The sequence below is a fragment of the Pseudomonas entomophila genome (genome assembly GCF_029478665.1).
In the GTDB taxonomy this organism is placed as follows: Bacteria; Pseudomonadota; Gammaproteobacteria; order Pseudomonadales; family Pseudomonadaceae; genus Aquipseudomonas; species Aquipseudomonas entomophila_F.
The window spans coordinates 1-22514 of sequence record NZ_JARPQB010000017.1; the positions used below are offsets into that span (position 1 = coordinate 1).

General features: G+C 61.0%; 15 protein-coding genes. 11 read left to right on the forward strand and 4 right to left on the reverse strand.

Translation table 11 applies throughout. The features are described from left to right. The first annotated feature begins 210 nt into the window (after positions 1-210). The 9 genes from recC to P5705_RS11105 all read left to right on the forward strand — a co-directional run bounded on the left by recC (position 211) and on the right by P5705_RS11105 (position 15548). Positions 211-3693 (forward strand): exodeoxyribonuclease V subunit gamma, encoded by a 3483-nt coding sequence (gene recC, locus P5705_RS11065; protein ID WP_277460890.1) that lies wholly within the window; start codon positions 211-213, stop codon positions 3691-3693. Continuing rightward, on the forward strand, positions 3690-7361 hold the full coding sequence (recB, locus tag P5705_RS11070) for an exodeoxyribonuclease V subunit beta (RefSeq protein WP_277460891.1): 3672 nt from the start codon (positions 3690-3692) through the stop codon (positions 7359-7361). Before recC ends, recB begins: the two co-directional genes overlap by 4 nt. Beyond that, a complete protein-coding gene (recD, locus tag P5705_RS11075) occupies positions 7358-9433 on the forward strand; it encodes an exodeoxyribonuclease V subunit alpha (protein WP_277460892.1) in 2076 nt (691 codons plus the stop codon). The genes recB and recD overlap by 4 nt, the downstream gene beginning before the upstream one ends. 69 nt (positions 9434-9502) lie before the next feature. Further along, complete coding sequence (locus P5705_RS11080; RefSeq protein ID WP_277460893.1) at positions 9503-10078, forward strand: YfiR family protein; 576 nt, start codon at positions 9503-9505, stop codon at positions 10076-10078. Next, positions 10075-11337: a diguanylate cyclase domain-containing protein gene (locus tag P5705_RS11085; protein WP_277460894.1), complete on the forward strand. Its 1263-nt coding sequence runs from the start codon at positions 10075-10077 to the stop codon at positions 11335-11337. Before P5705_RS11080 ends, P5705_RS11085 begins: the two co-directional genes overlap by 4 nt. 3 nt (positions 11338-11340) lie before the next feature. After that, positions 11341-11841 carry an OmpA family protein gene (locus P5705_RS11090; RefSeq protein ID WP_277460895.1) on the forward strand — a complete coding sequence of 167 codons (501 nt, stop codon included), beginning with the start codon at positions 11341-11343 and terminating at the stop codon, positions 11839-11841. 468 nt (positions 11842-12309) lie between these two features. Next, entirely contained in the window at positions 12310-13143 is an 834-nt protein-coding gene (locus P5705_RS11095) for a vWA domain-containing protein (RefSeq protein ID WP_277460896.1), read from the forward strand. A 5-nt stretch (positions 13144-13148) separates the two neighbouring features. Continuing rightward, positions 13149-13862 carry a hypothetical protein gene (locus tag P5705_RS11100; RefSeq protein WP_277460897.1) on the forward strand — a complete coding sequence of 238 codons (714 nt, stop codon included), beginning with the start codon at positions 13149-13151 and terminating at the stop codon, positions 13860-13862. A 9-nt stretch (positions 13863-13871) separates the two neighbouring features. Then, positions 13872-15548 (forward strand): phosphotransferase family protein, encoded by a 1677-nt coding sequence (locus P5705_RS11105; protein ID WP_277460898.1) that lies wholly within the window; start codon positions 13872-13874, stop codon positions 15546-15548. A 425-nt stretch (positions 15549-15973) separates the two neighbouring features. On the opposite strand, the gene P5705_RS11110 is transcribed toward P5705_RS11105, so the two are convergent. The 4 genes from P5705_RS11110 to P5705_RS11125 form a co-directional block, all read right to left on the reverse strand. Beyond that, entirely contained in the window at positions 15974-16558 is a 585-nt protein-coding gene (locus tag P5705_RS11110; protein ID WP_277460900.1) for a recombinase family protein, read from the reverse strand. An 8-nt stretch (positions 16559-16566) separates the two neighbouring features. Next, complete coding sequence (locus tag P5705_RS11115) at positions 16567-17190, reverse strand: hypothetical protein (protein WP_277460901.1); 624 nt, start codon at positions 17188-17190, stop codon at positions 16567-16569. Positions 17191-17391: 201 nt separating this feature from the next. Continuing rightward, positions 17392-17901, reverse strand: a complete 510-nt coding sequence (locus P5705_RS11120; RefSeq protein ID WP_277460902.1) for an OB-fold protein — start codon at positions 17899-17901, stop codon at positions 17392-17394. Positions 17902-18687: 786 nt separating this feature from the next. After that, positions 18688-19638, reverse strand: a complete 951-nt coding sequence (locus P5705_RS11125) for a LysR family transcriptional regulator (RefSeq protein ID WP_277460903.1) — start codon at positions 19636-19638, stop codon at positions 18688-18690. 133 nt (positions 19639-19771) lie between these two features. On the opposite strand from P5705_RS11125, the gene P5705_RS11130 reads away from it, so the two are divergent. Both P5705_RS11130 and mmsB read left to right on the forward strand, forming a co-directional pair. After that, positions 19772-21298 (forward strand): CoA-acylating methylmalonate-semialdehyde dehydrogenase, encoded by a 1527-nt coding sequence (locus P5705_RS11130; protein ID WP_277460904.1) that lies wholly within the window; start codon positions 19772-19774, stop codon positions 21296-21298. 10 nt (positions 21299-21308) lie between these two features. After that, a complete protein-coding gene (gene mmsB, locus P5705_RS11135; RefSeq protein ID WP_277460905.1) occupies positions 21309-22199 on the forward strand; it encodes a 3-hydroxyisobutyrate dehydrogenase in 891 nt (296 codons plus the stop codon). The last annotated feature ends 315 nt before the right edge of the window (positions 22200-22514 follow it).

The window sequence follows — 22514 nt, forward strand, 5'->3', positions numbered from 1 at the left end:
GCAAAACCCCTATCTGCGCATGCAGGTAGGGGTTTTGTCTTTGCGCCCCGGAAAAATCTTCCCCTCGTAGGAGTCGGCCTTGCCGGCGAACACCGGCCATGCCGGTGCCATCCACCGCGGCGCGCCCTTCGCCGGCAAGCCGGCTCCTACAGGATCTGCACCCCGTGATAAGGTTCCGTACCAGTACCACCGCCCTACCAGAGAGCCCCAATGGCAATGACCACCTCACTTCACCCAGGCTTCATGATCGTCCAGGGCAACCGCCTGGATGACCTGCGCAACCTGGTGGTGAGCGTGATGCGTCGCTACCCCCTGGCGCCCCTGGAAAACGAAATCGCCCTGGTGCAGAGCAATGGCATCGCCCAGTGGTTGAAACTGGCCCTGGCCGAGGATCCTCAGGACGATGACCAGGGCGGGTGCGGCATCGCCGCCGCCATCGATGTGCAATTGCCCGGTAGTTTCATGTGGCAGCTGTACCGCCGCGTACTGGGGCGCGATGAAATCCCCGAAGTATCGTTGCTGGACAAGGCGCCGCTCACCTGGCGCCTGATGCGGCTGCTCCCGGAGGTGATCGAATGGCCGCACTTCGAGCCCCTGCGCCGGTTCCTCACCGATGACAGTGACCTGCGCAAGCGCTACCAGCTGGCCGAGCGCCTGGCCGACCTGTTCGACCAGTACCAGGTCTACCGTGCCGACTGGCTCAAGGACTGGGCGTCCGGCGCCCATGTGCTCAACACCGCACGCGGTGAGCGCAAGCCTTTGGCGGCAGGTAACCGCTGGCAGGCCGAACTGTGGCGGATATTGCTTGAAGATGTGGGCGAAGAGGGCATGGCCCAGAGCCGCGCCGGTGTGCACCAGCGCTTTATCAAACGCATCAACAGCCTGGAGCAGGCGCCTGCCGGCTTGCCGGCCCGGCTGATCGTGTTCGGCATCTCGTCGCTGCCCGCACAGATTCTCGAGGCGCTGGCGGGCCTTGCCCGTTTCAGCCAGGTGCTGCTGTGCGTGCACAACCCTTGCCGCCACCACTGGGGCGATATCGTTGCCGACAAAGACCTGCTGCGTCACCAGTACAAGCGCCAGCAGCGCAAGCAGGGCATGCCCATGCAACTGGATGACGAGTTGCTGCACCAGCACGCCCACCCGCTGCTCGCCGCCTGGGGCAAGCAGGGCCGTGACTATATCAACCTGCTCGACAGCTACGACGACCCGGGTAGCTACCAGACGGTCTTCAGTGACGGCCGCATCGACTTGTTCAGCGACGCTGATCCCCAGACGCTGCTCAACCAGCTCCAGGACGACATCCTCGAACTGCGCCCACTGGCAGAAACCCGTGAGCAGTGGCCAGCAGTCGATCCGGCGAAGGATCGCTCCGTGCGCTTTCATGTGGCCCATAGCCCTCAGCGCGAAGTCGAGATCCTGCATGACCAGTTGCTGGCTCGCTTCAGTGCCGACCCTACGCTGCGGCCCCGGGACATCATCGTCATGCTGCCGGCGATCGACACCTATGCCCCGCACATCCGCGCCGTGTTCGGCCAGTTGGAGCGCAGCGACCCCCGCTACATCCCCTTCACCCTGACCGACCAGGGGCAACGCGGCCGTGACCCGTTGCTGATCGCCCTCGAGCATCTGCTGAAGCTGCCCGACAGCCGTTTCGCCGTCAGCGAGGTGCTCGACCTGCTGGATGTTCCAGCGGTACGGGCCCGCTTCGCCATCCAGGAGAGCGACCTGCCCACCCTGCATCGCTGGATCGAAGGCTCCGGCATCCGCTGGGGCCTGAGCGCCGAGCAGCGCGCCAGCCTGGGACTGCCCGAAGGGCTGGAGCAGAACAGCTGGCGATTCGGCTTGCGGCGCATGCTGCTGGGTTACGCCGTGGGCGTGGGTGAGGGCTGTGACGGTATCGAGCCGTACGATGAGATCGGCGGGCTCGATGCGGCCCTGATCGGCCCGCTGGTGGCCTTGCTCGATGCCCTGGACATCGCCTGCCAGGCGCTCTCGCAACCGGCCACGGCGACACAGTGGGGCGAGCGCCTGCATGCCCTGCTGCAGATCTTCTTCCTGGCTGAAGACGAACACGACGAGTTGCTGCTGGTGCAGCTACAGGATCTGCGCGACACCTGGCTGGAGACCTGCGATGCAGTCGGCCTGCAGGATCTGTTGCCGCTCACCGTGGTTCGCGAGGCCTGGTTGTCGGGCCTGGACCAAGGCAAGTTGTCTCAGCGCTTCCTCGCCGGCTCGGTGAACTTCTGCACCCTGATGCCCATGCGCGCCATCCCGTTCCGCGTGGTCTGCCTGCTGGGCATGAACGATGGTGACTACCCGCGTGCCCAGCCGCCACTCGATTTCGACCTGATGGCCAGTGATTACCGCCCGGGTGATCGTTCCCGCCGTGAGGACGACCGCTACCTGTTGCTCGAGGCGTTACTGTCGGCCCGCGACCAGCTTTATGTCAGCTGGGTCGGGCGGAGCATTCGTGATAACAGCGAGCGGCCTGCTTCGGTCCTGGTTGGCCAACTGCGCGACCACCTGGCCGCGGGTTGGCAACTGGCAGGTGCTCGGCAGGGGCAACGGGAAGACCCGGGCCAACAGTTGTTGCACACACTGACCCAGGAACACCCGCTGCAGCCATTCAGCCTGCGTTATTTCCAGAAAGGCAGCCCGTTGTTCAGCTTCGCCCATGAGTGGCGGGTGCTGCACCAGCAGGAGGTGGACAACGATGCGCAGCACACTTCGCTGTCGGCCTACAGCAACGATGAGCCATTGAGCCTGGTGCAGTTGCAGGATTTCCTGCGCCACCCTGTGCGGCACTTTTTCAGCCAGCGCCTCAAGGTCTTCTTCGAGGCGCTGGAAGCGCCGACGCCGGATGAAGAACCCTTCGTCCTCGATGCGCTGCAACGCTATGGCCTGAGCGAAAGCCTGCTGGGCGCGGCACTGGCCGACCCGGACAACGCCGAGCGCGCCTTGCAGGCCCAGGCCCGACGCCTGCAGGCCTGCGGCTTGCTGCCCCTGGCCGGCTTCGGTGAAGCGTTGCAGGCCGAGCTGATCCAGCCGCTGCCGGACCTGTTGCAACGCCACCGTCAACTACTGCAGCGTTGGCCGACGTTGGTCGAAGGTGCCTTGCCGATTCATTTCGAACAGGGAGCGCATCGCCTGGAGGGTTGGCTGGGGCGCGTGTACCAGGCCGAGGACCAGAGCCTGCTGAGCATCGCCACCGTGCCCAATACCCTCGGTGCCGGGCGTCACAGCCTGAAGTGGCATCGGTTGATTCCGGCCTGGGTCATGCACCTGGCCGCGTGTGCCTCGGGTTACCCCCTGCACAGTGCGCTGGTGGCCAGCGACCTGACCTTGCTGCTCGCCCCGTTGCCGCAAGCCGAGGCCGCGGAGCGTCTGGGCGAGTTGCTGGTGGCGCGCCAGGCTGGCATGAATACGCCGCTGCCGGTGGCGGCCAAGACCGCGTTCGCCTGGCTGGCCCAGGAAGACCCGGACAAGGCCCTGGCCGCCGCCACCCGCGCCTACGAAGGTGACGGGCAGATCAGCTACGGCGAACGCAGCGAGAGCCTGGCCCTGGCCCGCCAATACCGCGACTTCGCCACCCTTGCCCTGGACGAGACTTTCGAGGGTTGGTGTGAAACGCTGTACCGCCCCCTGTTCGCAGCACCCTGGCAGACCCTGGGTAATCCGGAGAGTGCCCAATGAGCCAAGCCCGCCCCCTGGCGTTGCGCTTCCCACTGCACGGCAGCCAACTGATCGAAGCGAGCGCCGGTACCGGCAAGACCTTCACCATCTCGGCGTTGTACCTGCGCCTGATCCTGGGGCACGGCGGCGAGCAGGGCTTTGCCCGTGAACTGTTGCCCCCGCAGATCCTCGTGGTGACCTTCACCGACGCGGCCACCAAGGAGCTGCGCGAACGTATCCGCACACGGCTGGCTGAGGCCGCGCGGTTCTTCCGTGACGAGCTGGACGATGCCGACCCACTGCTGCACCAGCTGCGCGACGATTATCCACAGGCGCATTGGCCGCGCTGCGCAAGCCGCCTGGAGATCGCCGTGCAGTGGATGGACGAGGCCGCGGTGTCGACCATCCACGGTTGGTGCCAGCGGATGCTGCGCGAGCACGCTTTCGACAGCGGCAGCCTGTTCACCCAGAGTCTGGAAACCGATCACAGTGAACTGCTCGGCCAAGTGATGCGCGATTACTGGCGACGCTTCTGCTATGGCATGCGTGGCGAGGCACTGGCCTGGGTGCGTGGCAACTGGGGCAGCCCCGATGCATTGCTGCCGCGTATCCGCCCGTTGTTCGGCCGGGTGCACGGCGAGCAGGACGACGCCGAACCCCAGGCCTTGATCGAAGCCACCCTACGCCAGCGCAGCGAGCAGTTGGGCCAGCTCAAGGCACCGTGGAGCGCTTGGGCGGATGAGTTGCAACAGCTGTGCCGCGATGCCGTGGCCGCCAAGCAGGCCGATGGCCGCAAATTACAGGCACGCTACTTCGAGCCCTGGTTCGACAAGCTGCGCGCCTGGGCGGGCGACGAGCAGGCCATGGAGCTGGACCTGGGCACCGGTTTCACCCGGCTGACCAGCGCCGGCATGGCCGAGGCGTGGAAGTCCGGTGAGCCACCGGAGCACCCGGCCCTGCGCGCCATGGAAAGCCTGCGCGAACAGTTGCAGGGGCTGGCCAGCCCCGATGTCCGATTGCTCGAACATGCCGCCGCCTGGGTGTCGGCGCGCTTCGAAGTGGAGAAGCGCCGCCGCGCGGAGATGGGTTTCGACGACATGCTCCTGCGCTTGCAGCATGCCCTGGGCAGCGAGGCCGGCGAGCGCCTGGCCGGGTTGATCCGCGAGCAGTTTCCAGTAGCGCTGATCGACGAGTTCCAGGACACCGACCCGGTGCAGTACGGCATCTTCGAGCGCATCTATCGCATCAGCGAGAACAACCCGGATACCGGACTGTTCATGATCGGTGACCCGAAGCAGGCCATCTACGCCTTCCGCGGTGCCGATATCTACACCTACCTGGCGGCGCGCCGTGCCACCCGCGGCCGCCTGCACAGCCTGGACACCAACTTCCGTTCGAGCCAGGCCATGGTCGCGGCGGTGAACCGTGTATTCCTCCAGGCCGAGGCGCGTAGTGAAGGGCGCGGCGCCTTCCTGTTCCGCGCCCACGGCGACAACCCGTTGCCGTTCGTCGAAGTCCACGCCAAGGGGCGCGCCGAGCACTTGCTGGTCGACGGTCAGCCCATCGCAGCCTTGCACTGCTGGCAACTGGAGGCTGACGAACCGGTCTCCAACACGCTCTACCGTCAGCGCCTCGCAGCCAGTTGCGCCAGCCATATCGTGGAATTGCTCAATAGTGGGCAGCGGGGCGTCAGTGGTTTTGCCGACAAGGACGGCACGCTGCGCCCCTGCCTACCCTCGGATATCGCCATCCTGGTGCGCGATGGCCGCGAGGCGCAGCTGGTTCGTGCCGAGTTGGCCGCCCGCGATGTGCGTAGCGTGTACCTGTCGGACAAGGACTCGGTGTTCGCCGCCCAGGAAGCCCATGACTTGCTGGCCTGGCTCAAGGCCTGCGCCGAGCCGGATTCCGAGCGCCTGCTCAAGGCCGCCCTGGCCAGCATCACCCTCGACCTGCCGTTGATCGACCTGGAGCGGCTGAACCAGGACGAGCGGGTCTGGGAGAACTGGGTGATGCGCTTCCGGCGTTACCGCGACACCTGGCAACGCCAGGGCGTGCTGCCGATGCTGCGCCGGTTGCTGCACGACTTCCAGCTGCCGCGCAGCCTGATGGCGCGCAGTGATGGCGAGCGGGTGCTGACCAACCTGCTGCACCTGGCCGAGCTGCTGCAACAGGCGGCCGGTGAGCTCGATGGCGAACAGGCGCTGATCCGCCACCTCGCCGAGCACCTGGCCAATGCCGGGCAGGTGGGGGAGGAGCAGATCCTGCGCCTGGAAAGCGACGAGCAACTGGTCAAGGTGGTGACCATCCACAAGTCCAAGGGCCTGGAGTACCCCCTGGTGTACCTGCCGTTCATCTGCACCAGCAAACCGGTGGATGGACAACGCCTGCCCCTGGCCTGGCATGACGACGACGGCTTGGCGCACTTGACGCTCACCCCCGATGCCGAGCAGATCGAGCGCGCCGACGACGAGCGTCTGGCCGAAGACCTGCGCCTGCTCTATGTCGCCCTGACCCGTGCCCAGCATGCGTGCTGGCTGGGTGTCGCCGACCTCAAGCGCGGTACCCAGCGCAGTTCGCAGCTGCACCGCTCGGCCCTGGGCTACCTGCTCGGCGGCGGCTCGGCGCTGAAGGCGTCGAGCGAACTGAGCGAATGGTTGCGGATGCTGGTCGCAGCCAACCCGGCCATCGCCAGTGGGCCGGTGCCGGAGGCGGACGCGCAGTGCTATCGCATGCCCGAGAGCCAGCGTGAGCTGCTGCCGCCACGCAAGCCGCGACGCGCGGCGGCCGAGCACTGGTGGATCGCTTCCTACAGCGCCTTGCGCGTGGGTGACCAGACCCTGGTCGCCGACAGCTCCCAGGCCCAGCAACTGCTGGACGACGAGGTGCTGGACAGCCTGCAATTGCGCGAAGTACCGGCCGAGGCGGGCGATATCCACCGTTTCCCCCGTGGCCCGAACCCCGGTACCTTCCTCCACGGCCTGCTGGAGTGGGCTGGCAATGAAGGTTTCGCCGAGGTCGCCGCACAGCCGGATCGGCTCGAGGACACCGTTGCCCGACGCTGCAACCGGCGCGACTGGAAAGGCTGGATCCCCACGCTCACCCAGTGGTTGCAGCAGATGCTGGTACAGCCGATGCCGCTGACGGATACCCACCTCACCCTCGCCGAACTGGGCCAGTACCAGATCGAGATGGAGTTCTGGTTCGCCAGCCACAACGTCGATGCCGTGCAGCTCGACCAGCTGGTGCTGCGCCACACCCATGGCGGCACGGCCCGCCCGGGCGCGCAGCCGACCCAGCTCAATGGCATGTTCAAGGGCTTCATCGACCTGGCCTTCGAGCTGGACGGGCGCTACTACGTGGCGGACTACAAGTCCAACTGGCTCGGCCCGGATGCCCAGGCCTACGGGCCGCTGGCCATGGAGCAGGCGATCCTCGAGCACCGCTATGACTTGCAATACGTGCTCTACCTGCTGGCCCTGCATCGGCAATTGCGCGCCCGCCTGCCTGGCTATGACTACGACCGCCATGTCGGCGGTGCCCTGTTCATCTTCCTGCGTGGCGTGACGCCTGCGGGCCATGGCCTGTATCACGCCCGGCCGCCCCGTGCGCTGATCGAGGCGCTGGACGCATTGTTCCGGGGTATCAATGCCCCCGAACAGCAGGACCTGTTTGCCGGAGCCGCGCCATGAGCCGAAGCCTCGATGACCTGCTGCCCACCGCGCTGCAAGCCGAGCACCTGAGCGCGCTGGCGCCCCTGCGCGACAGCCAGGATCTGCTGGCCCTGCTCGACCGTTGGGTGGAACGCGGCTGGCTGCGCGCCCTGGACCGGGCGTTCGTGAGCTTTCTCGAAGAGCGTGCCCCTGGCTGCGACCCACTGGTGCTGCTGGCGGCGGCCTTGGCCAGCCATCAGTTGGGCCATGGCCATGTCTGCCTGGACCTGGCGCAGACCTTGGCCGAGCCGGACTTCGCCTTGTCGTTGCCACCGGAAGGGGATGCCCTGGCCGGGCCATTGCTGCTGCCTTCGCAACTGCTGGCCAGCCTCGACCTGGGCACCTGGCTGCAGCGCATCGGCGAAAGCGCTCTGGTGGCCAATGGCGATGCCATTGAGCAGCGCTCCCGGCCATTGGTGCTCAGCGCACAGCGCCTGTACCTGCGGCGCTACTGGACCTACGAGCGGCGCATCGACGCTGCCCTGCACGAGCGTCTGGCTCGCCTGCAACCTCAGCAGGGCGACCTCTCGCTGCGCCTGGCGCAGCTGTTCGAAGGCGGTACGCCGGCTGCCGAAGTGGACTGGCAGAAACTGGCCTGCGCCCTGGCCACCCGCGCCGGTTTCAGTGTCATCACCGGTGGCCCCGGCACCGGCAAGACCACCACCGTGGTGCGCTTGCTCGGCCTGTTGCAGGCGCCTGCGGTGGAGCAGGGGCGCCCCTTGCGCATCCGCCTGGCGGCGCCCACCGGCAAGGCGGCGGCACGCCTGACCGAGTCCATCGGGCAACAAGTCGAGCGGCTGCAGGTGGCTGATGAAGTGCGTGCGCACATTCCCACCGAAGTCAGCACTGTTCACCGCCTGCTCGGCAGCCGCCCGGGCTCGCGCCATTTCCGCCATCATGCGGGCAACCCACTGCCGCTGGATGTGCTGGTGGTCGACGAGGCGTCGATGATCGACCTGGAAATGATGGCCAACCTGCTCGATGCCCTGCCACCCAATGCGCGCTTGGTGTTGCTGGGTGACAAGGATCAGCTGGCGTCGGTAGAAGCCGGGGCGGTGCTGGGCGACCTGTGCCGCGACGCGGAAGACGGCTGCTACTGGCCGCAGACCCTTGCCTGGCTGGAGCAGGTGGGTGGGCAGTCGCTGAGTGGCATCGGCCTGAAACCGGGCGATGGCCAGCGCAACCCGCTGGCCCAGCAGATCGTCATGCTGCGTCACTCCCGTCGCTTCGGTGAAGGCAGTGGCATCGGCCAACTGGCGCGTCTGGTCAATCGTCAGCAGGCCAGGGAAGCTCGAGAGTTGTTGGCGAGCCAACCACAGGATGTCTTCTGCCTGACCTTGGGTGGCGAGCACGACAAGCGCTTCGACCGCCTGCTGCTTGATGGCCTCAACCAAGGTGTCGACGGCCCGCAAGGCTATCGCGGCTACCTGCGCGCCATCGGCCGCCTGCGTCCGCCGCCCGGTACCCCCGGCGACGATCCGCGCTGGGAGCAATGGGCCGGGGAAGTGCTGCGCAGCTTCGAGGACTTCCAGTTGCTTTGCGCCGTGCGCAAGGGCGCCTGGGGCGTCGAAGGCCTGAACGAGCGGGTGGCGCGGGTGCTGCACAACGCCGGGCTGATCGACAGCCAGCAAGCCTGGTACGAAGGGCGCCCTGTGCTGGTGACGCGCAACGACTATGGCCTGGGCCTGATGAACGGCGATATCGGCATCGCCCTGCGCCTGCCGGACGATCAGGGCCAGGCCCTGCTGCGCGTCGCCTTCCCGCGCAACGACGGCAGTGGCGGCGTGCGTTTCGTCCTGCCCAGCCGCCTGAGCGAAGTGGAGACCGTGTTCGCCATGACCGTGCACAAGTCCCAGGGCTCGGAGTTCAGCCACACCGCGCTGGTGCTGCCCGATGCGCTCAACCCGGTGCTGACCAAGGAACTGGTGTACACCGGCATTACCCGGGCCAAGCACTGCTTCAGCCTGGTCGAGCCACGGACCGGGGTGTTCGAGGAGGCTGTCGGGCGCAAGGTCAGGCGTGTCTCCGGGCTGATGCTGGAACAGGTGTGATGCGGGTGTAGCGACGCGGTGTGCTATCGTTGCGGCATTATCCGGAAACCCTCTGAGAGATTTCCCTCCATGACAGTGGCTGTCTCGGCCTTGAGACGCGTGATGGGCTGTGTGCTCTCGCTGCTGACGGCCATGCTGTTGTCGAACGGCGCTCCTGCCTGGGCGGGCAGCGCCGCGTCGGACGCGCAGGTCCAGCAGCGGGCCAAGGCCGTGACCCAGGTGGTGCTGGGCATCCTCAGCTATGCGCGCTGGCCCGCCGAGCCCAACCCCTTGCGCTTGTGCCTGGTCGGCCCCACCGAATACGCGGACGACCTGATCAAGGGCAATGTGCAGAATTCCGGGCACGCCTTGCAGGTACGGCGCCTGCTGGCCGGCGACGCCAGTGTCAGCAGCGGCTGCGACGCGGTGTACATCGGCAAGCTCGACAGCGCCCAGCGCGAGCAGTTGTTCAAGGCCATCAACAGCCACCCGGTGCTGAGCATCAGCGAGGCCGACGACCCGTGCACCGTTGGCAGCCTGTTCTGCCTGCGGGTGGGCGACCAGCAGGTGGCCTTTGACGTCAACCTCGATTCGGTGGCCCGCAGCGGCGTGCGCATCCACCCCAGCGTGCTGCAGCTGTCGCGGCGCCGGGCGGGGCAACCATGAAGCGACGTTTCAGCCGACCGACCCTGCGCGCGGTGCTCGGCCGAGGCCACCTGAGCGTGGCGTTGCTCGCCGCGGGCCTGGCCGGGGTGCTGGTGACCCTGCTGGGCGTTGCGGCGCTGCGGGTCTACGCCAACCACAACCTGCACTTGATCGCCCGTTCCATCAATTACACCGTCGAGGCCGCCGTGGTCTTCGACGACAGTGCCGCAGCCAATGAAGCCCTGGCGTTGATCGCCGCCACCGAAGAGATCGCCGACGCCAAGGTCTATGACAACGACGGTGACTTGCTCGCCCACTGGCAGCGCGACGAGCAGGGGATGATGGCGCAGTTGCAGAGCCAGGTGGCGCGCAGCCTGCTGGAGGAACCGATCAACCTGCCGGTGCAGCACATGGGCCAGAAAGTTGGCCATATCGAGCTGACCGGGCAGGGCGGCAGCCTGGTGCGCTTCCTGCTCAGCGGCCTGGTGGGCATCCTGGTGTGCACCGTGCTCAGCGCGGTGCTTGCCCTGTACCTGTCGCGCCGCCTGTTCGGCGATATCATCCGCCCGTTGCGCCACTTGGCCAGCGTCGCCCACGCCGCCCGGCGCGAGCGCAGTTTCGACCGGCGCGTGCCGGAAACCCAGATCGCCGAACTCAACGAGCTGGGCAATGACTTCAATGCGCTGCTCGACGAACTGGAGGTCTGGCAGAGCCACCTGCAGAGCGAGAACGAGACCCTGGCGCACCAGGCCAGCCACGACAGCCTGACCGGCCTGCCCAACCGCGCCTTCTTCGAGGGCCGCCTGACCCGCAGCCTGCGTAACGCCGCCCGCCAGCAGGAACACCTGGCGTTGCTGTTCCTCGACAGCGATCACTTCAAGCAGATCAACGACAGCCTCGGCCACGCGGTGGGTGACCAGGTGCTGATCAGTGTTGCCAGCCGGGTACGCGCGCAGTTGCGCGAACAGGACTTGATGGCGCGCCTGGGCGGTGACGAGTTCGCCGTGCTGCTGTCGCCGCTGCTGGCGCGCGAGGACGCCGAGCGCATCGCCGAGAAGATCGTCGCCAGCATGAAGCTGCCGGTGCAACTGGAGGATGGCAACAGCATCACCACCTCGCTGAGTGTCGGTATCGCCTATTACCCGAACGATGGCCAAGACCCGGCCAGTCTGCTCAATGCCGCCGACGCGGCGATGTACCAGGCCAAGCGCAAGCGCCGTGGCCATTGGCAAGTGGCCCAGCCGGAACGCCAGGCCACTGACGTTAAGAACAGGAGCTGAACCGTGATCTACCGCCTACCTTTCCTGCGTTTTCCCGTTCTGGCCGTGCTGCTGGCACTGCTTGCCCTTGTGGGCTGCCAGAGCGTGCCGCCCAAGGGCTTGACCCCCGAGCAGGTGGCCGTGCTCAAGCGCGAGGGTTTCGCCCCGACCGACGAGGGCTGGGCGTTCGACCTGTCCGGCAAGGTGCTGTTCGGCAGTGACCTGGACAGCCTCAACAGCGCCAGCGAATCGATCGTCGAGCGCATCGGCAAGGCGTTGCTGTCGGTGGATATCCAGCGCGTGCGCATTGATGGCCATGCCGATGCCTCGGGCAAGGCGGCCTACAACCAGCAGTTGTCGGAGCGCCGCGCCCAGAGCGTGGCCAAGGCGTTGATCGGCATTGGCATGCAGCCGCAGAACATCCAGACCCGCGGGCTGGGCAGCAGCCAGCCGGTGGCGGACAACCGCACCAGCGCCGGGCGCCTGGAGAACCGTCGCGTATCGATCGTGGTGGCGTCGGATTGATCTGAATGGAGACGTGTTTACTTTATGCCACTGGTAAAACGCTTGCGCCGGGCAGTCGGGCGCAAGTGAACGTGAGTGAAGCATTCTGGAAGAGATTCGATCGCAGTTATAGACTAACAACTGATGCTGGAGGTGACTGGTGGGGCCGTCTCCATTACGCAATCCCTTGAATTCACAAGTATTTCTCGCTAAAAAATCTTGAAGTGTGACAGCGTTTAGGTACACCTGAGTGGTGCACTGCGGTTTGATATTACCTGTCGAAATATCTCAAAGCTCTGACTCTAATTGCCATGGTCGTCTGCGTTGGCCTGACAGTCACTGCTCCGCATACCATGCTTTCTTCCTCCTGATGGATGTGATCCTTTCTGCGACTTGTGCCCTGTCACTGAATGTCTCAAGATAGTGGCATAGTGCTGTGGTATCGGCATGCAGATGGTACTAGACCGAAATTCAAGGAGGGAGAAAGCAATGACATACACCGCCTCGATTCAACGTAGTGATCCTACAGCTTTTTTGTTTCTTGTGGATCAATCCGGTTCCATGGGGGACAGGATGGCAGGAGAGAGAACAAAGGCTCAGTTTGTTGCTGATGTCCTGAACCGGACTTTGATGAACCTCGTCACTCGCTGCACTAAATCAGAAGGTGTGCGTGATTACTTTGACATAGGCGTCCTTGGTTATGGGCATACTGGTGTCTCGAATGGTTTTTCTGGAGCTTTGGGTGGCCAAGTTCTTCATCCGATCTCAGCAATTGAGGCCAACCCTCTACTGATTGAGGATCGTACTAAGAAGGTTCCAGATGGAGCTGGTGGATTGGTAGAGCAGACCGTTAAGTTCCCAGTATGGTTTCAGCCGGTGAGCAACGGAGGCACCCCAATGCGTGCAGCGTTAACCGGTGCCGCTGAAGCTTTGGTGGCGTGGTGCGATCAGCATCCGAACAGCTATCCACCAACTGTTTTGCATGTCACCGATGGCGAGTCAACCGATGGTGACCCTGAAGAGCTCGCTACGATGCTTAGGCAAATAGGCACCAATGACGGGCAAGTACTGCTCTTGAATATTCATGTTAGTGCTAATGACTCAAGCCCTGTTAAGTTCCCTGCTTCCGAAAACGGATTGCCAGACTCCTATGCCAAGCTTCTTTTTAGTATGTCGAGCAACCTTCCAGAGCATCTAGTTAAGTTCGCACAAGAGAAGGGGTATTCTGTGAATTCCGAATCTCGTGGATTTGTGTTTAACGCGGATGCTGCCGAAATTGTTGAGTTTTTCGATATTGGGACTCGTGCATCACAACTTCGGTGAGTTTTATGTTCGTAGATTTCGCTGCGTCTGTGGCAAAAGATAGCGACGCTGAACATCTGAATGAGGATAGCTACCTTTTTAGTATCAATGGAAAGGTGGCTAGCCTTAGTGATGGTGCTTCTGAGTCGTTTGATAGCAAATCATGGGCGACGATACTTTGTGGCATGTCATGTGCCGGTTTGGGTGTTTCTCCAGCGTCCATCTATCAGGCTGTGAAAACGTATGCCACTATTCATGATCCGTCAAAGATGTCTTGGTCAAAGGCTTTGGCTTTTGAGCGAGGTAGTTTTGCTACTTTGATCTCGTGTGAATACAATGATGCACGCTCTGAAGTGGAATTTATTGCAGTCGGAGATTCTGTCGTAGTTGTTTGTGAAGGTGAGGAAGTAACCAAGTGTTTCCCGTTGACTACTCCTGAGCAGTTTGAGGGGCGTCCGGAATTGTTAAGTACGCGAAATGAACATAACGATTTTGTCAATGATCCGCTCTTCAATACTAAGCATGTTATGGTTTCGGCTGTAAGTTCTAATACTACTGTGCTTTTGATGACGGATGCCATTGGTCATTGGTGCTACAAAACAATTAGTGAAGGACGTGAAGAGTGGCGCCTGCTTCTGTCTATAGATTCGGAGTTTGAGTTCGCTGAATTTGTAGAAAAGTCTCGAGAAAATAAGACAATGAAGCTCGATGACACCACTTTGATTCGTTTGAGATTCTAAGGTGTAGATATGGCTTATCCTAGTCTCGAGCAGTATCAAGAAGCACTTCAGCATCCCCGGGTTGCCCTACTGGATGGTGAGTTGAAGGGTGGGAGTATTTCGACAAGTGGTCTCGGTCTTCCAAAGGTTATGTGTGGCGGTTTTGCACTGACTTACACTATTTCAGTTGGGGCTAGAAAGTATGCTGTTCGATGCTTTCATAAGCAATCTCCTGATTTGGAATCGCGCTACAAGGCAGTTAGTGCCAAGCTGAAAAATTTATCGTCGAGCTACTTCGTCCCTTTCGAATTTCAGCCGCAGGGAGTACAGATTCAGGGTGGTAAATTTCCGGTAGTAAAGATGGCGTGGGCAGTTGGAGATACATTAGGTGAGTTTGTTTCTGATAACTTTCGTAATGGCAGGGCTTTGGCTGATCTCCGTGAAAGTCTAGTTAAGCTTTCTGCTTATTTGGAGTCTCAGGTAATTGCACATGGTGACTTGCAGCCGGGTAACCTGATGGTTAGTCAGAGCGGTAAGGTTGTTCAGTTAATTGATTATGATGGAATGTTTGTTCCTGAAATAAAGCAATTAGGTGCAGCTGAAATTGGTCATAGGAACTTTCAGCACCCCAGTCGTACGGGAGTTCATTTTAATTCATCCCTTGATCGGTTTTCATTTATAAGTTTAGTTGTTGCTCTGAAAGCCTTGGAAAAGGATCCCGATTTATGGGATGAAAGTCAGTCTGATTGGGATTCATTTGTTTTTAGGGCTTCCGATTTTTCTGACCCGGGTTCTTCTAAAGTTTTTCAAAGATTGATTTCTAGCTCAGTGCATTCGGATGATGCGAAAGCATTCGCTGCTGTATGTTTAGGTGGTTTTGATCAAGTTCCGAGTCTTGCAGATTTCTTGGTAAAGAAAGGGATTTCGCAACAGCAGTTTACAATTAAAACCCGGCCTGCTACTCCAGTTACGTATTTTTCTCAGTATCCTGTTCTTAATGCAACTGATTACAATGCCTTTGTTAAGAATATTGGGAATATGGTTGAGCTTGTAGGGAAAGTGGTTGAGGTCAAACATGGAGCTACAAAGAAAGGTGGGCGTTCGTATGTGTTTGTAAACTTTGGTCCATGGCAAGGCAGCATAGTTAAGTTAAGTATCTGGCCCTCTGCACTAGCGAAAATGAAGAGTGCCCCGAACTCGTCCTTAGTGGGAGGTTGGGTTAGTGTTGTAGGGTTGGTTGAGCCTGTATATGCGAGCAAGAAGTATCGCTACAGTCATATTGCGATAGATATTTCTAGCCAAAATCAAATTAAACAAATCACTTCGGCTGAGGCAATATTTAGGCTGGCGGCGAAGGCTTCAGCTAATAATGTTTCTGTTCTCGGTAAGAATCAGGAAGTGATTGAGCGCCTTCGGGGGCGAGAGCCACTTACGTCTCCTGTTACTGGGGCAAGCCTGTTGACGACGGGCAATCATTCGCCTCAAACTGCGAACGCAGCAATCTTGCAAAAAATTCAAAGTTCACAGGCGAATAAAAGTTCGCCTCAAAGCACTTCTCCGCTATTGGCTACCAAACCGGCCAATGCTTCCGTGGGTCAGTCATTGCCACAAGGCAGTGTGCCGACCAAATTGCAAAAAACGGGTGGAGTTCCTTGGTGGGTTTGGATCATTGGGCTATGGATTCTGGTCGCGATCTTTAAGCGATAGTCGAGGCGGTGTTCGTCCAGATGATACTTATAGTTTCATCGTTTCAATGGGTTTCTTACTACAAGTGGACTCTTCGCTCGCTCCGTCCAATTGACGCGGTGGTCTCCCACTGGCTTGTGTTTGTGAGAGGTGCGGGGTGCGTGTTTGCACTGTGGTTGGAATTGGTAGTAACTCAGTGTAAAGCGGTTTCGAATTGAAATCCTTTCCCCGCGCCGCGACGGTCCTACACTTTGGACTTGGCCTAAATTTCTGGTTGGAAAAATAAGCTGGTGTAGGTGATGTTTGGAAACTGAGCTTCAAGCGAGGGCTGTTAAGCTATGTGCGAGCGGCCAAAGGAGAGGTGTTCTTGATTTGAAAATAAATTGGGGCGGTTCCGGTTTCGTTCCCTCTATCTGGTTAGCAGAGGCGTAGCTTGCGCCAGAGAGTCACGCTGCCTTCACTCGCTGCACCGTAGATACTGCACAGCCAACAATCTCAGCAGTCTTGCGGATAATCTTGCCTGCATCGAGACATTCCTTGATACGGTTATGAAGTGTCTGATCGACTTGTCGGCCTTTGTAAACCTCTCTGGCCTTGGCTTTCTCGAGCCCCTCAGCCTGACGGCGGCGACGGTTTTCATACTCTTTGCGTGCAACCACAGCGAGCATATCGAGCAGCATCCCGTTGACAGCGTTGATCATGCCTTTGGTGAAGTCGTCTTGACCTTGGGCTGGCTTCAATGCCGCATGACTAGTAGCCAAGTCGAGCGATACCACCCTGAATTTCTTGGCGGCGATGATGGTTTTCAGGCTTGCCCAGTCATCAGGGGAGAGGCGAGAAAGCTTGTCCACCTGCTCAATCAGCAATACATCGTCATCATGACTGTCGTCGAGTAAACGAAACAGTTCTGGGCGATGGAGCTTGGTCCCTGATTCGCTCTCTGTGTAGAAGGCGGCGATCTTGTGACCGTTGTGTCTGGCTGTGCTCGTTGACCTATACTCGAAAGAACACACCGCTGCCAGCGGACGCATTCAGCCATTCAGCCAATCAGCGAATCAAGCAGCTTTTTGCCGTCGCTCAGATACGTCAGTGTTTGGGCAAACTTTATGTTTCGACCGAGACGCTGGCAGATATCCTTCGCTGAGATCGGCTTCTCAAGTCGCTCAAACCCGTAAAGACGCTGGTATCTTGTCTTTCCTGCCACACCAAAGTGGTCTCGCTCCTCTGTCTTACCATTCGCCAAACCAAATGCCACGATGCCCTTCCCAGACTCGTACAGGAAGACAATATCGTCCTTTTTCAGACGATCAATCTTTTCCTTGTATCCATCCTCAAACGCCGCTGCGATCTCCTCAGATAGCATCGCATCATGATCTTCAGAGGAGTTGGCCTTGTTGGTGTTGAGGACGTAATGGAACTGGTTGCCATCATCTCTTGGAGGCGGTGGTGCCGTCTGAGCCATCGATTCTGCTGAGACTTTCCTCCATGCGGGTAGGACGTATTCAATTATCAGATCATGTATCAGGTCCTGACGAGTCAGGTCATAGACGGTTGCAAGCTCCTTGATAGCGGCATCCTCCTCAACCGTTACCCGAATTGTCATGGACTCAGTCAGCGCTGCCCGCTTCCGCTTCGCCTCAAGCTTCGTATAGAAGTCACTCATGGCAGATACCTCACCTAGAACCAGACAAGACTCGATATTAAGTCAGGTGGAATCCTATCAAGAACCAGCAAAGAACCTCAACAGATTCTATAAAGAATTTTATACAGCCGAATGATGGCTGCCCGTCTTGAGCTGGCGTACTGAGATCGAGCGGGAATTAGCTGGGCGGTAGGCAGAGACCCCTGCCGCCCCGAGAATGGATTACAGAAGGCTGCAATCTTTCGACATTGGGATTTTGGCGACGTCGCCACGACCAGTGCAGAGCAGTGTAACTTTGCTTCCTTTGCGAAGGACGGCCAGCTGTTCAGAGTCAGATTTTTCAAACCCGAATTGCGGCTCCATGAACTGGTTTACTCCTCCTCGCAGAGTGAGGTACGGATCGCCTGTGAAGTCGGTGTTGATGTCCGCTACGGTGCCAGTCACCTTGAATCGTTTACCCTTGAATCGTGCATCAGCGGCGACAGTGTTGGCGTCGTAGGCGGACGCAAGACCTTGTGCCGTTACAGTGGGCATATCAGCGATAGCTTTCTTCTCAGCCTCAATTGCGGCCTGACGCTGTTCTGCCTCAGCCTGCTGGCGCTCTACCTGACGCTGCTCTCTCGCAGTCTGCTCCGCAGCACGCTCCTCTGGACTTTTCATGGCGTTGCTGATTATGCCAATCACCATCAGGCCACCAAAGATGATAAACGCCCACTTCAACAAGAATTTCATAACCCCTCCAACCTTCCCTTGTCTCCCCACATCGGGGTCGGAGCGTATGTTAGGCCATACATCAGGACTGATCGAGTCAAAAGTGGCACACTTCTTACATGCCGTACATCCTGCATAGGCTGGAGCGTCTGACTCGTAGCATCGGCGAAGCATTTCAATCCAGCGACTGTGCGAGAGGCATGTGGGTTCGTGGTAGGACAATCCCATTGCCTTGCGTCTGTCGGCAGAGTTGTACCCTACGCCACATACCAGAACATCGGTGGTCAGCGGTGCGAAAAGTGGAATCTCTTCCCCGAGGCTGTAGTCAAGGCGGAGTCCAGCCACGCAGGGTGCTACGAAGAGCTGCATAGACCGTCGGTGGTGGTCAGCCAAAATCCAGGCGTTAAAAAACCTCCTGCGATTTCCGGGTGATTTGTTCACACCATGGTCGTGTAGAGGTTTCTCGATGATCTTTTCTGCCCACTGGGGCAGGTTGTCGTGTTACACGAGTCCAGACGAAATGCAACCCCTAGCGGGTTGACTTTTTCATTTGCCGCGTTTTGAAAAACTATTTTTCATGGTGAGGAACACCCTTTGCTTAGTCCAGACCGTCCATTCGCCCCGTAAACATTGGGTTTGTCATGAAAGGCGAATGCGTAGCGTCGATTGGGTATCGGGGTTTATCCGAGTTTTGCGGTGGGTTATTCTAGGTTATCCAATGTAGCTCAATGCCCTCGGCCATCGCCTTGATTGGAGTCCTGCTGTGCATCGCTGGGGGTAGGATTAAGCACCCTTACTCCTTGTCTATCAATCCTGAGCAAAGCGCATTTCCCGCGTCTCCCCCATCAGCAACGGCGCATTGGCCTCGGTCACTTCACGGATGTAATCCCACAGCAAGGTGATCCGCTTCAACTTGCGCAGATCCTCCCGGCAGTACATCCAGAACTGCCGCGTCACCTCGATCTCCTCCGGCAACACCGTTACCAGCCGCGGATCCTGCGCCGCCAGGAAGCACGGCAGGATCGCCAGCCCACGCCCCTGCAACGCCGCCGTGTACTGGGCGATCACGCTGGTGCTGCGCAGGTGCGCGTTGGCGTTGGGGATCAGGTTGGCCAGGTACAGCAGCTCCGAGCTGAACGCCAGGTCGTCCACATAGCTGATGAACGGGTGGCGCGCCAGATCGGCGACTTCGCGAATCGGCTCATGGCGGTCGAGATAATCCTGGGTCGCGTACAGGCGCAGGCGGTAGTCGCACAGCTTGCAGCACACATACGGCCCATGTTCGGGCCGCTCCAGGGCAATGACGATATCCGCCTCGCGCTTGGACAGGCTGATGAAGTGCGGCAACGGCAGGATATCCACCGAGATCGCCGGCCAGGCATCGACGAAGTGGCTCAGTTGTGGGGTGACGAAAAAGCTGCCGAAGCCTTCGGTGCAGCCCATGCGCACATGCCCCGACAAGGCCACGCCCGAGCCTGACACCTGCTCGCAGGCCATGTGCAGGGTGCTTTCGATCGACTCCGCATAGCCCAGCAGACGCTGGCCCTCGGCGGTGAGGACGAAGCCGTTGGTCCGTGATTTCTCGAACAGCAAAGTGCCCAGCGCCCCTTCCAGTGAACCGATGCGCCGCGACACCGTGGTGTAGTCCACGGCCAGGCGCTTGGCCGCACTGCTGGCCTTGCGGGTGCGCGCTACCTCAAGAAAGAACTTGAGGTCGTCCCAGTTCAGCGCGCTCAGGGAGGTGAGGTCTTTTTGCATGATGATCCGGTTTTTTTGTGCATTCTTGTTGGATGTTTGCACATCTATACTCGAACTCAGCCCCTAAGCGCCACCCCGTGTTCGCTCCGGCGTAGGCGTCTTCGTTCCGACAATAATTCCAAGGAGAGCGCAGATGAACGCACCCCAGACCCCCGCCCAGACCCAGGTCGAGCAGGTCAAGCTGCTGATCGACGGCCAATGGGTCGAGTCGAAGACCACCGAATGGCGCGACATCGTCAACCCGGCCACGCAACAAGTGTTGGCGCGGGTGCCGTTCGCCACCGTCGAGGAAGTCGACGCCGCCGTGGCCGCCGCCGAACGCGCCTTCAAGACCTGGCGCGACACCCCCATCGGCGCGCGCATGCGCATCATGCTCAAGTTGCAGGCGCTGATCCGCGAGCACAGCAAGCGCATCGCCGTCACGCTCAGCGCCGAGCAGGGCAAGACCATTGCCGACGCCGAGGGCGATATCTTCCGCGGCCTGGAAGTGGTCGAGCACGCGGCGTCCATCGGCACCCTGCAGATGGGCGAGTTCGCCGAGAACGTCGCCGGCGGTGTCGACACCTACACCCTGCGCCAGCCGATCGGCGTGTGCGCCGGCATCACCCCGTTCAACTTCCCGGCGATGATCCCGCTGTGGATGTTCCCGATGGCCATCGTCTGTGGCAACACCTTCGTGCTCAAGCCGTCCGAGCAGGACCCGCTGTCGACCATGATGCTGGTCGAGCTGGCGCTGCAGGCCGGCATCCCCGCCGGCGTGCTCAACGTGGTGCACGGCGGCAAGCAGGTGGTCGATGCGATCTGCACCCACAAGGACATCAAGGCGATCTCGTTCGTCGGTTCGACCGAGGTCGGTACCCACGTCTACAACCTGGGCAGCCAGCACGGCAAGCGCGTGCAGTCGATGATGGGCGCCAAGAACCACGCCGTGGTGCTACCCGACGCCAACCGCGTGCAGACCGTCAACGCCCTGGTCGGCGCCGCCTTCGGCGCGGCCGGCCAACGTTGCATGGCCACCTCGGTGGCGGTGCTGGTGGGCAAGGCCCGCGAGTGGCTGCCGGATATCAGGGACGCGGCGAGCAAGCTCAAGGTCAACGCCGGCAACGAGCCAGGCACCGACGTCGGCCCGGTGGTCTCCAAGCGCGCCAAGGAGCGTGTGCTGGGCTTGATCGAAAGCGGTATCAAGGAAGGCGCCAAGCTCGAGCTCGACGGCCGTGACGTGAAGGTGCAGGGCTACGAGCAAGGCAACTTCATCGGCCCGACCCTGTTCTCCGGGGTGAAGACCGACATGCAGGTCTACACCCAGGAAATCTTCGGCCCGGTGCTGGTGACGCTCGAAGTGGACACCCTCGACGAGGCCATCGCCCTGGTCAACGCCAACCCGTTTGGTAACGGCACCGGCCTGTTCACCCAAAGCGGCGCGGCGGCGCGCAAGTTCCAGAGCGAGATCGATATCGGCCAGGTGGGTATCAACATTCCGATCCCGGTGCCGGTGCCGTTCTTCAGCTTCACAGGCTCCCGTGGCTCCAAACTTGGCGATCTCGGCCCGTACGGCAAGCAGGTGGTGCAGTTCTACACTCAGACCAAGACCGTCACCGCCCGCTGGTTCGACGACGACAGCGTCAACGACGGTGTGAACACCACCATCAGCCTGCGCTAAGGAGCTCGCCATGCGTATCGCATTCATTGGCCTGGGCAACATGGGCGCGCCCATGGCCCGCAACCTGATCAAGGCCGGCCACCAGCTCAACCTGTTCGACCTGAACCAGACCGTGCTGGCGGAGCTTGCCGGGCTGGGTGGGCAGGTCAGCGCTTCGCCGAAAGCGGCCGCCGCCGACAGCGAGCTGGTGATCACCATGCTGCCCGCCGCCGCCCATGTGCGCAGCGTTTACCTGGACGAAGAAACCGGCGTGCTGGCCGGCATCCGCCCCGGCACCCCGACCGTGGATTGCAGCACCATCGACCCGCAGACCGCCCGTGAAGTGTCGAAGGCCGCGACGGCCAAAGGCGTCGACATGGGTGACGCGCCGGTCTCCGGCGGTACCGGTGGCGCGGCGGCCGGCACCCTGACCTTCATGGTTGGCGCCAGCGCCGAGCTGTTCGCCACGCTCCAGCCGGTGCTGGCGCAGATGGGCCGCAATATCGTGCACTGCGGTGAAGTTGGCACTGGCCAGATCGCCAAGATCTGCAACAACCTGCTGCTGGGCATCTCGATGATCGGTGTGTCCGAGGCCATGGCCCTGGGCAACGCGCTGGGCATCGACACCAAGGTGCTGGCCGGCATCATCAACAGCTCGACGGGGCGCTGCTGGAGCTCGGACACCTACAACCCGTGGCCGGGCATCATCGACACCGCCCCGGCCTCGCGCGGCTACACCGGTGGTTTCGGCGCCGAGCTGATGCTCAAGGACCTGGGGCTGGCCACCGAGGCCGCGCGCCAGGCGCACCAACCGGTGATCCTCGGCGCGGTGGCCCAGCAGCTGTACCAGGCCATGAGCCTGCGCGGCGAGGGTGGCAAGGACTTCTCGGCGATCGTCGAGGGTTATCGCAAGCAAGACTGACGGAGCAAGCTGGACTTCATCGCGGGCCGGATGGCCTTCCCCCTGTAACTGCGCACCAGGGGGAAGGGTGTCGGGTTCGCGATTTTTTTTTGCGTGCGTGGGGGCCAGCGCGAGATATCGCGTTGGCCTCTTCGCCGGCAAGCCGGCTCCTACAGGACCTGCACCGATCCCGTAGGAGCCGGCTTGCCGGCGAACCAGGCGACCGAGGCTTCATGTTTCAAGCGCCGCGGACCTGGCATTTTTGCCAGTTTCTCGATTCGCGGCACAGGCCTAGCATCCGGCGTAAACCACAACAGCGCTACCACGGGTGGGTTG

Coding starts and splice junctions, on each gene's coding strand:
- recC (WP_277460890.1), top strand. CDS start 211: ATGGCAATGACCACCTCACTTCACCCAGGCTTCATGATCGTCCAGGGC.
- P5705_RS11130 (WP_277460904.1), top strand. CDS start 19,772: ATGAACGCACCCCAGACCCCCGCCCAGACCCAGGTCGAGCAGGTCAAG.
- P5705_RS11125 (WP_277460903.1), bottom strand. CDS start 19,638: ATGCAAAAAGACCTCACCTCCCTGAGCGCGCTGAACTGGGACGACCTC.
- P5705_RS11105 (WP_277460898.1), top strand. CDS start 13,872: ATGGCTTATCCTAGTCTCGAGCAGTATCAAGAAGCACTTCAGCATCCC.
- recB (WP_277460891.1), top strand. CDS start 3,690: ATGAGCCAAGCCCGCCCCCTGGCGTTGCGCTTCCCACTGCACGGCAGC.
- P5705_RS11100 (WP_277460897.1), top strand. CDS start 13,149: ATGTTCGTAGATTTCGCTGCGTCTGTGGCAAAAGATAGCGACGCTGAA.
- P5705_RS11115 (WP_277460901.1), bottom strand. CDS start 17,190: ATGAGTGACTTCTATACGAAGCTTGAGGCGAAGCGGAAGCGGGCAGCG.
- P5705_RS11080 (WP_277460893.1), top strand. CDS start 9,503: ATGACAGTGGCTGTCTCGGCCTTGAGACGCGTGATGGGCTGTGTGCTC.
- P5705_RS11110 (WP_277460900.1), bottom strand. CDS start 16,558: ATGCGTCCGCTGGCAGCGGTGTGTTCTTTCGAGTATAGGTCAACGAGC.
- P5705_RS11120 (WP_277460902.1), bottom strand. CDS start 17,901: ATGAAATTCTTGTTGAAGTGGGCGTTTATCATCTTTGGTGGCCTGATG.
- recD (WP_277460892.1), top strand. CDS start 7,358: ATGAGCCGAAGCCTCGATGACCTGCTGCCCACCGCGCTGCAAGCCGAG.
- P5705_RS11095 (WP_277460896.1), top strand. CDS start 12,310: ATGACATACACCGCCTCGATTCAACGTAGTGATCCTACAGCTTTTTTG.
- P5705_RS11085 (WP_277460894.1), top strand. CDS start 10,075: ATGAAGCGACGTTTCAGCCGACCGACCCTGCGCGCGGTGCTCGGCCGA.
- mmsB (WP_277460905.1), top strand. CDS start 21,309: ATGCGTATCGCATTCATTGGCCTGGGCAACATGGGCGCGCCCATGGCC.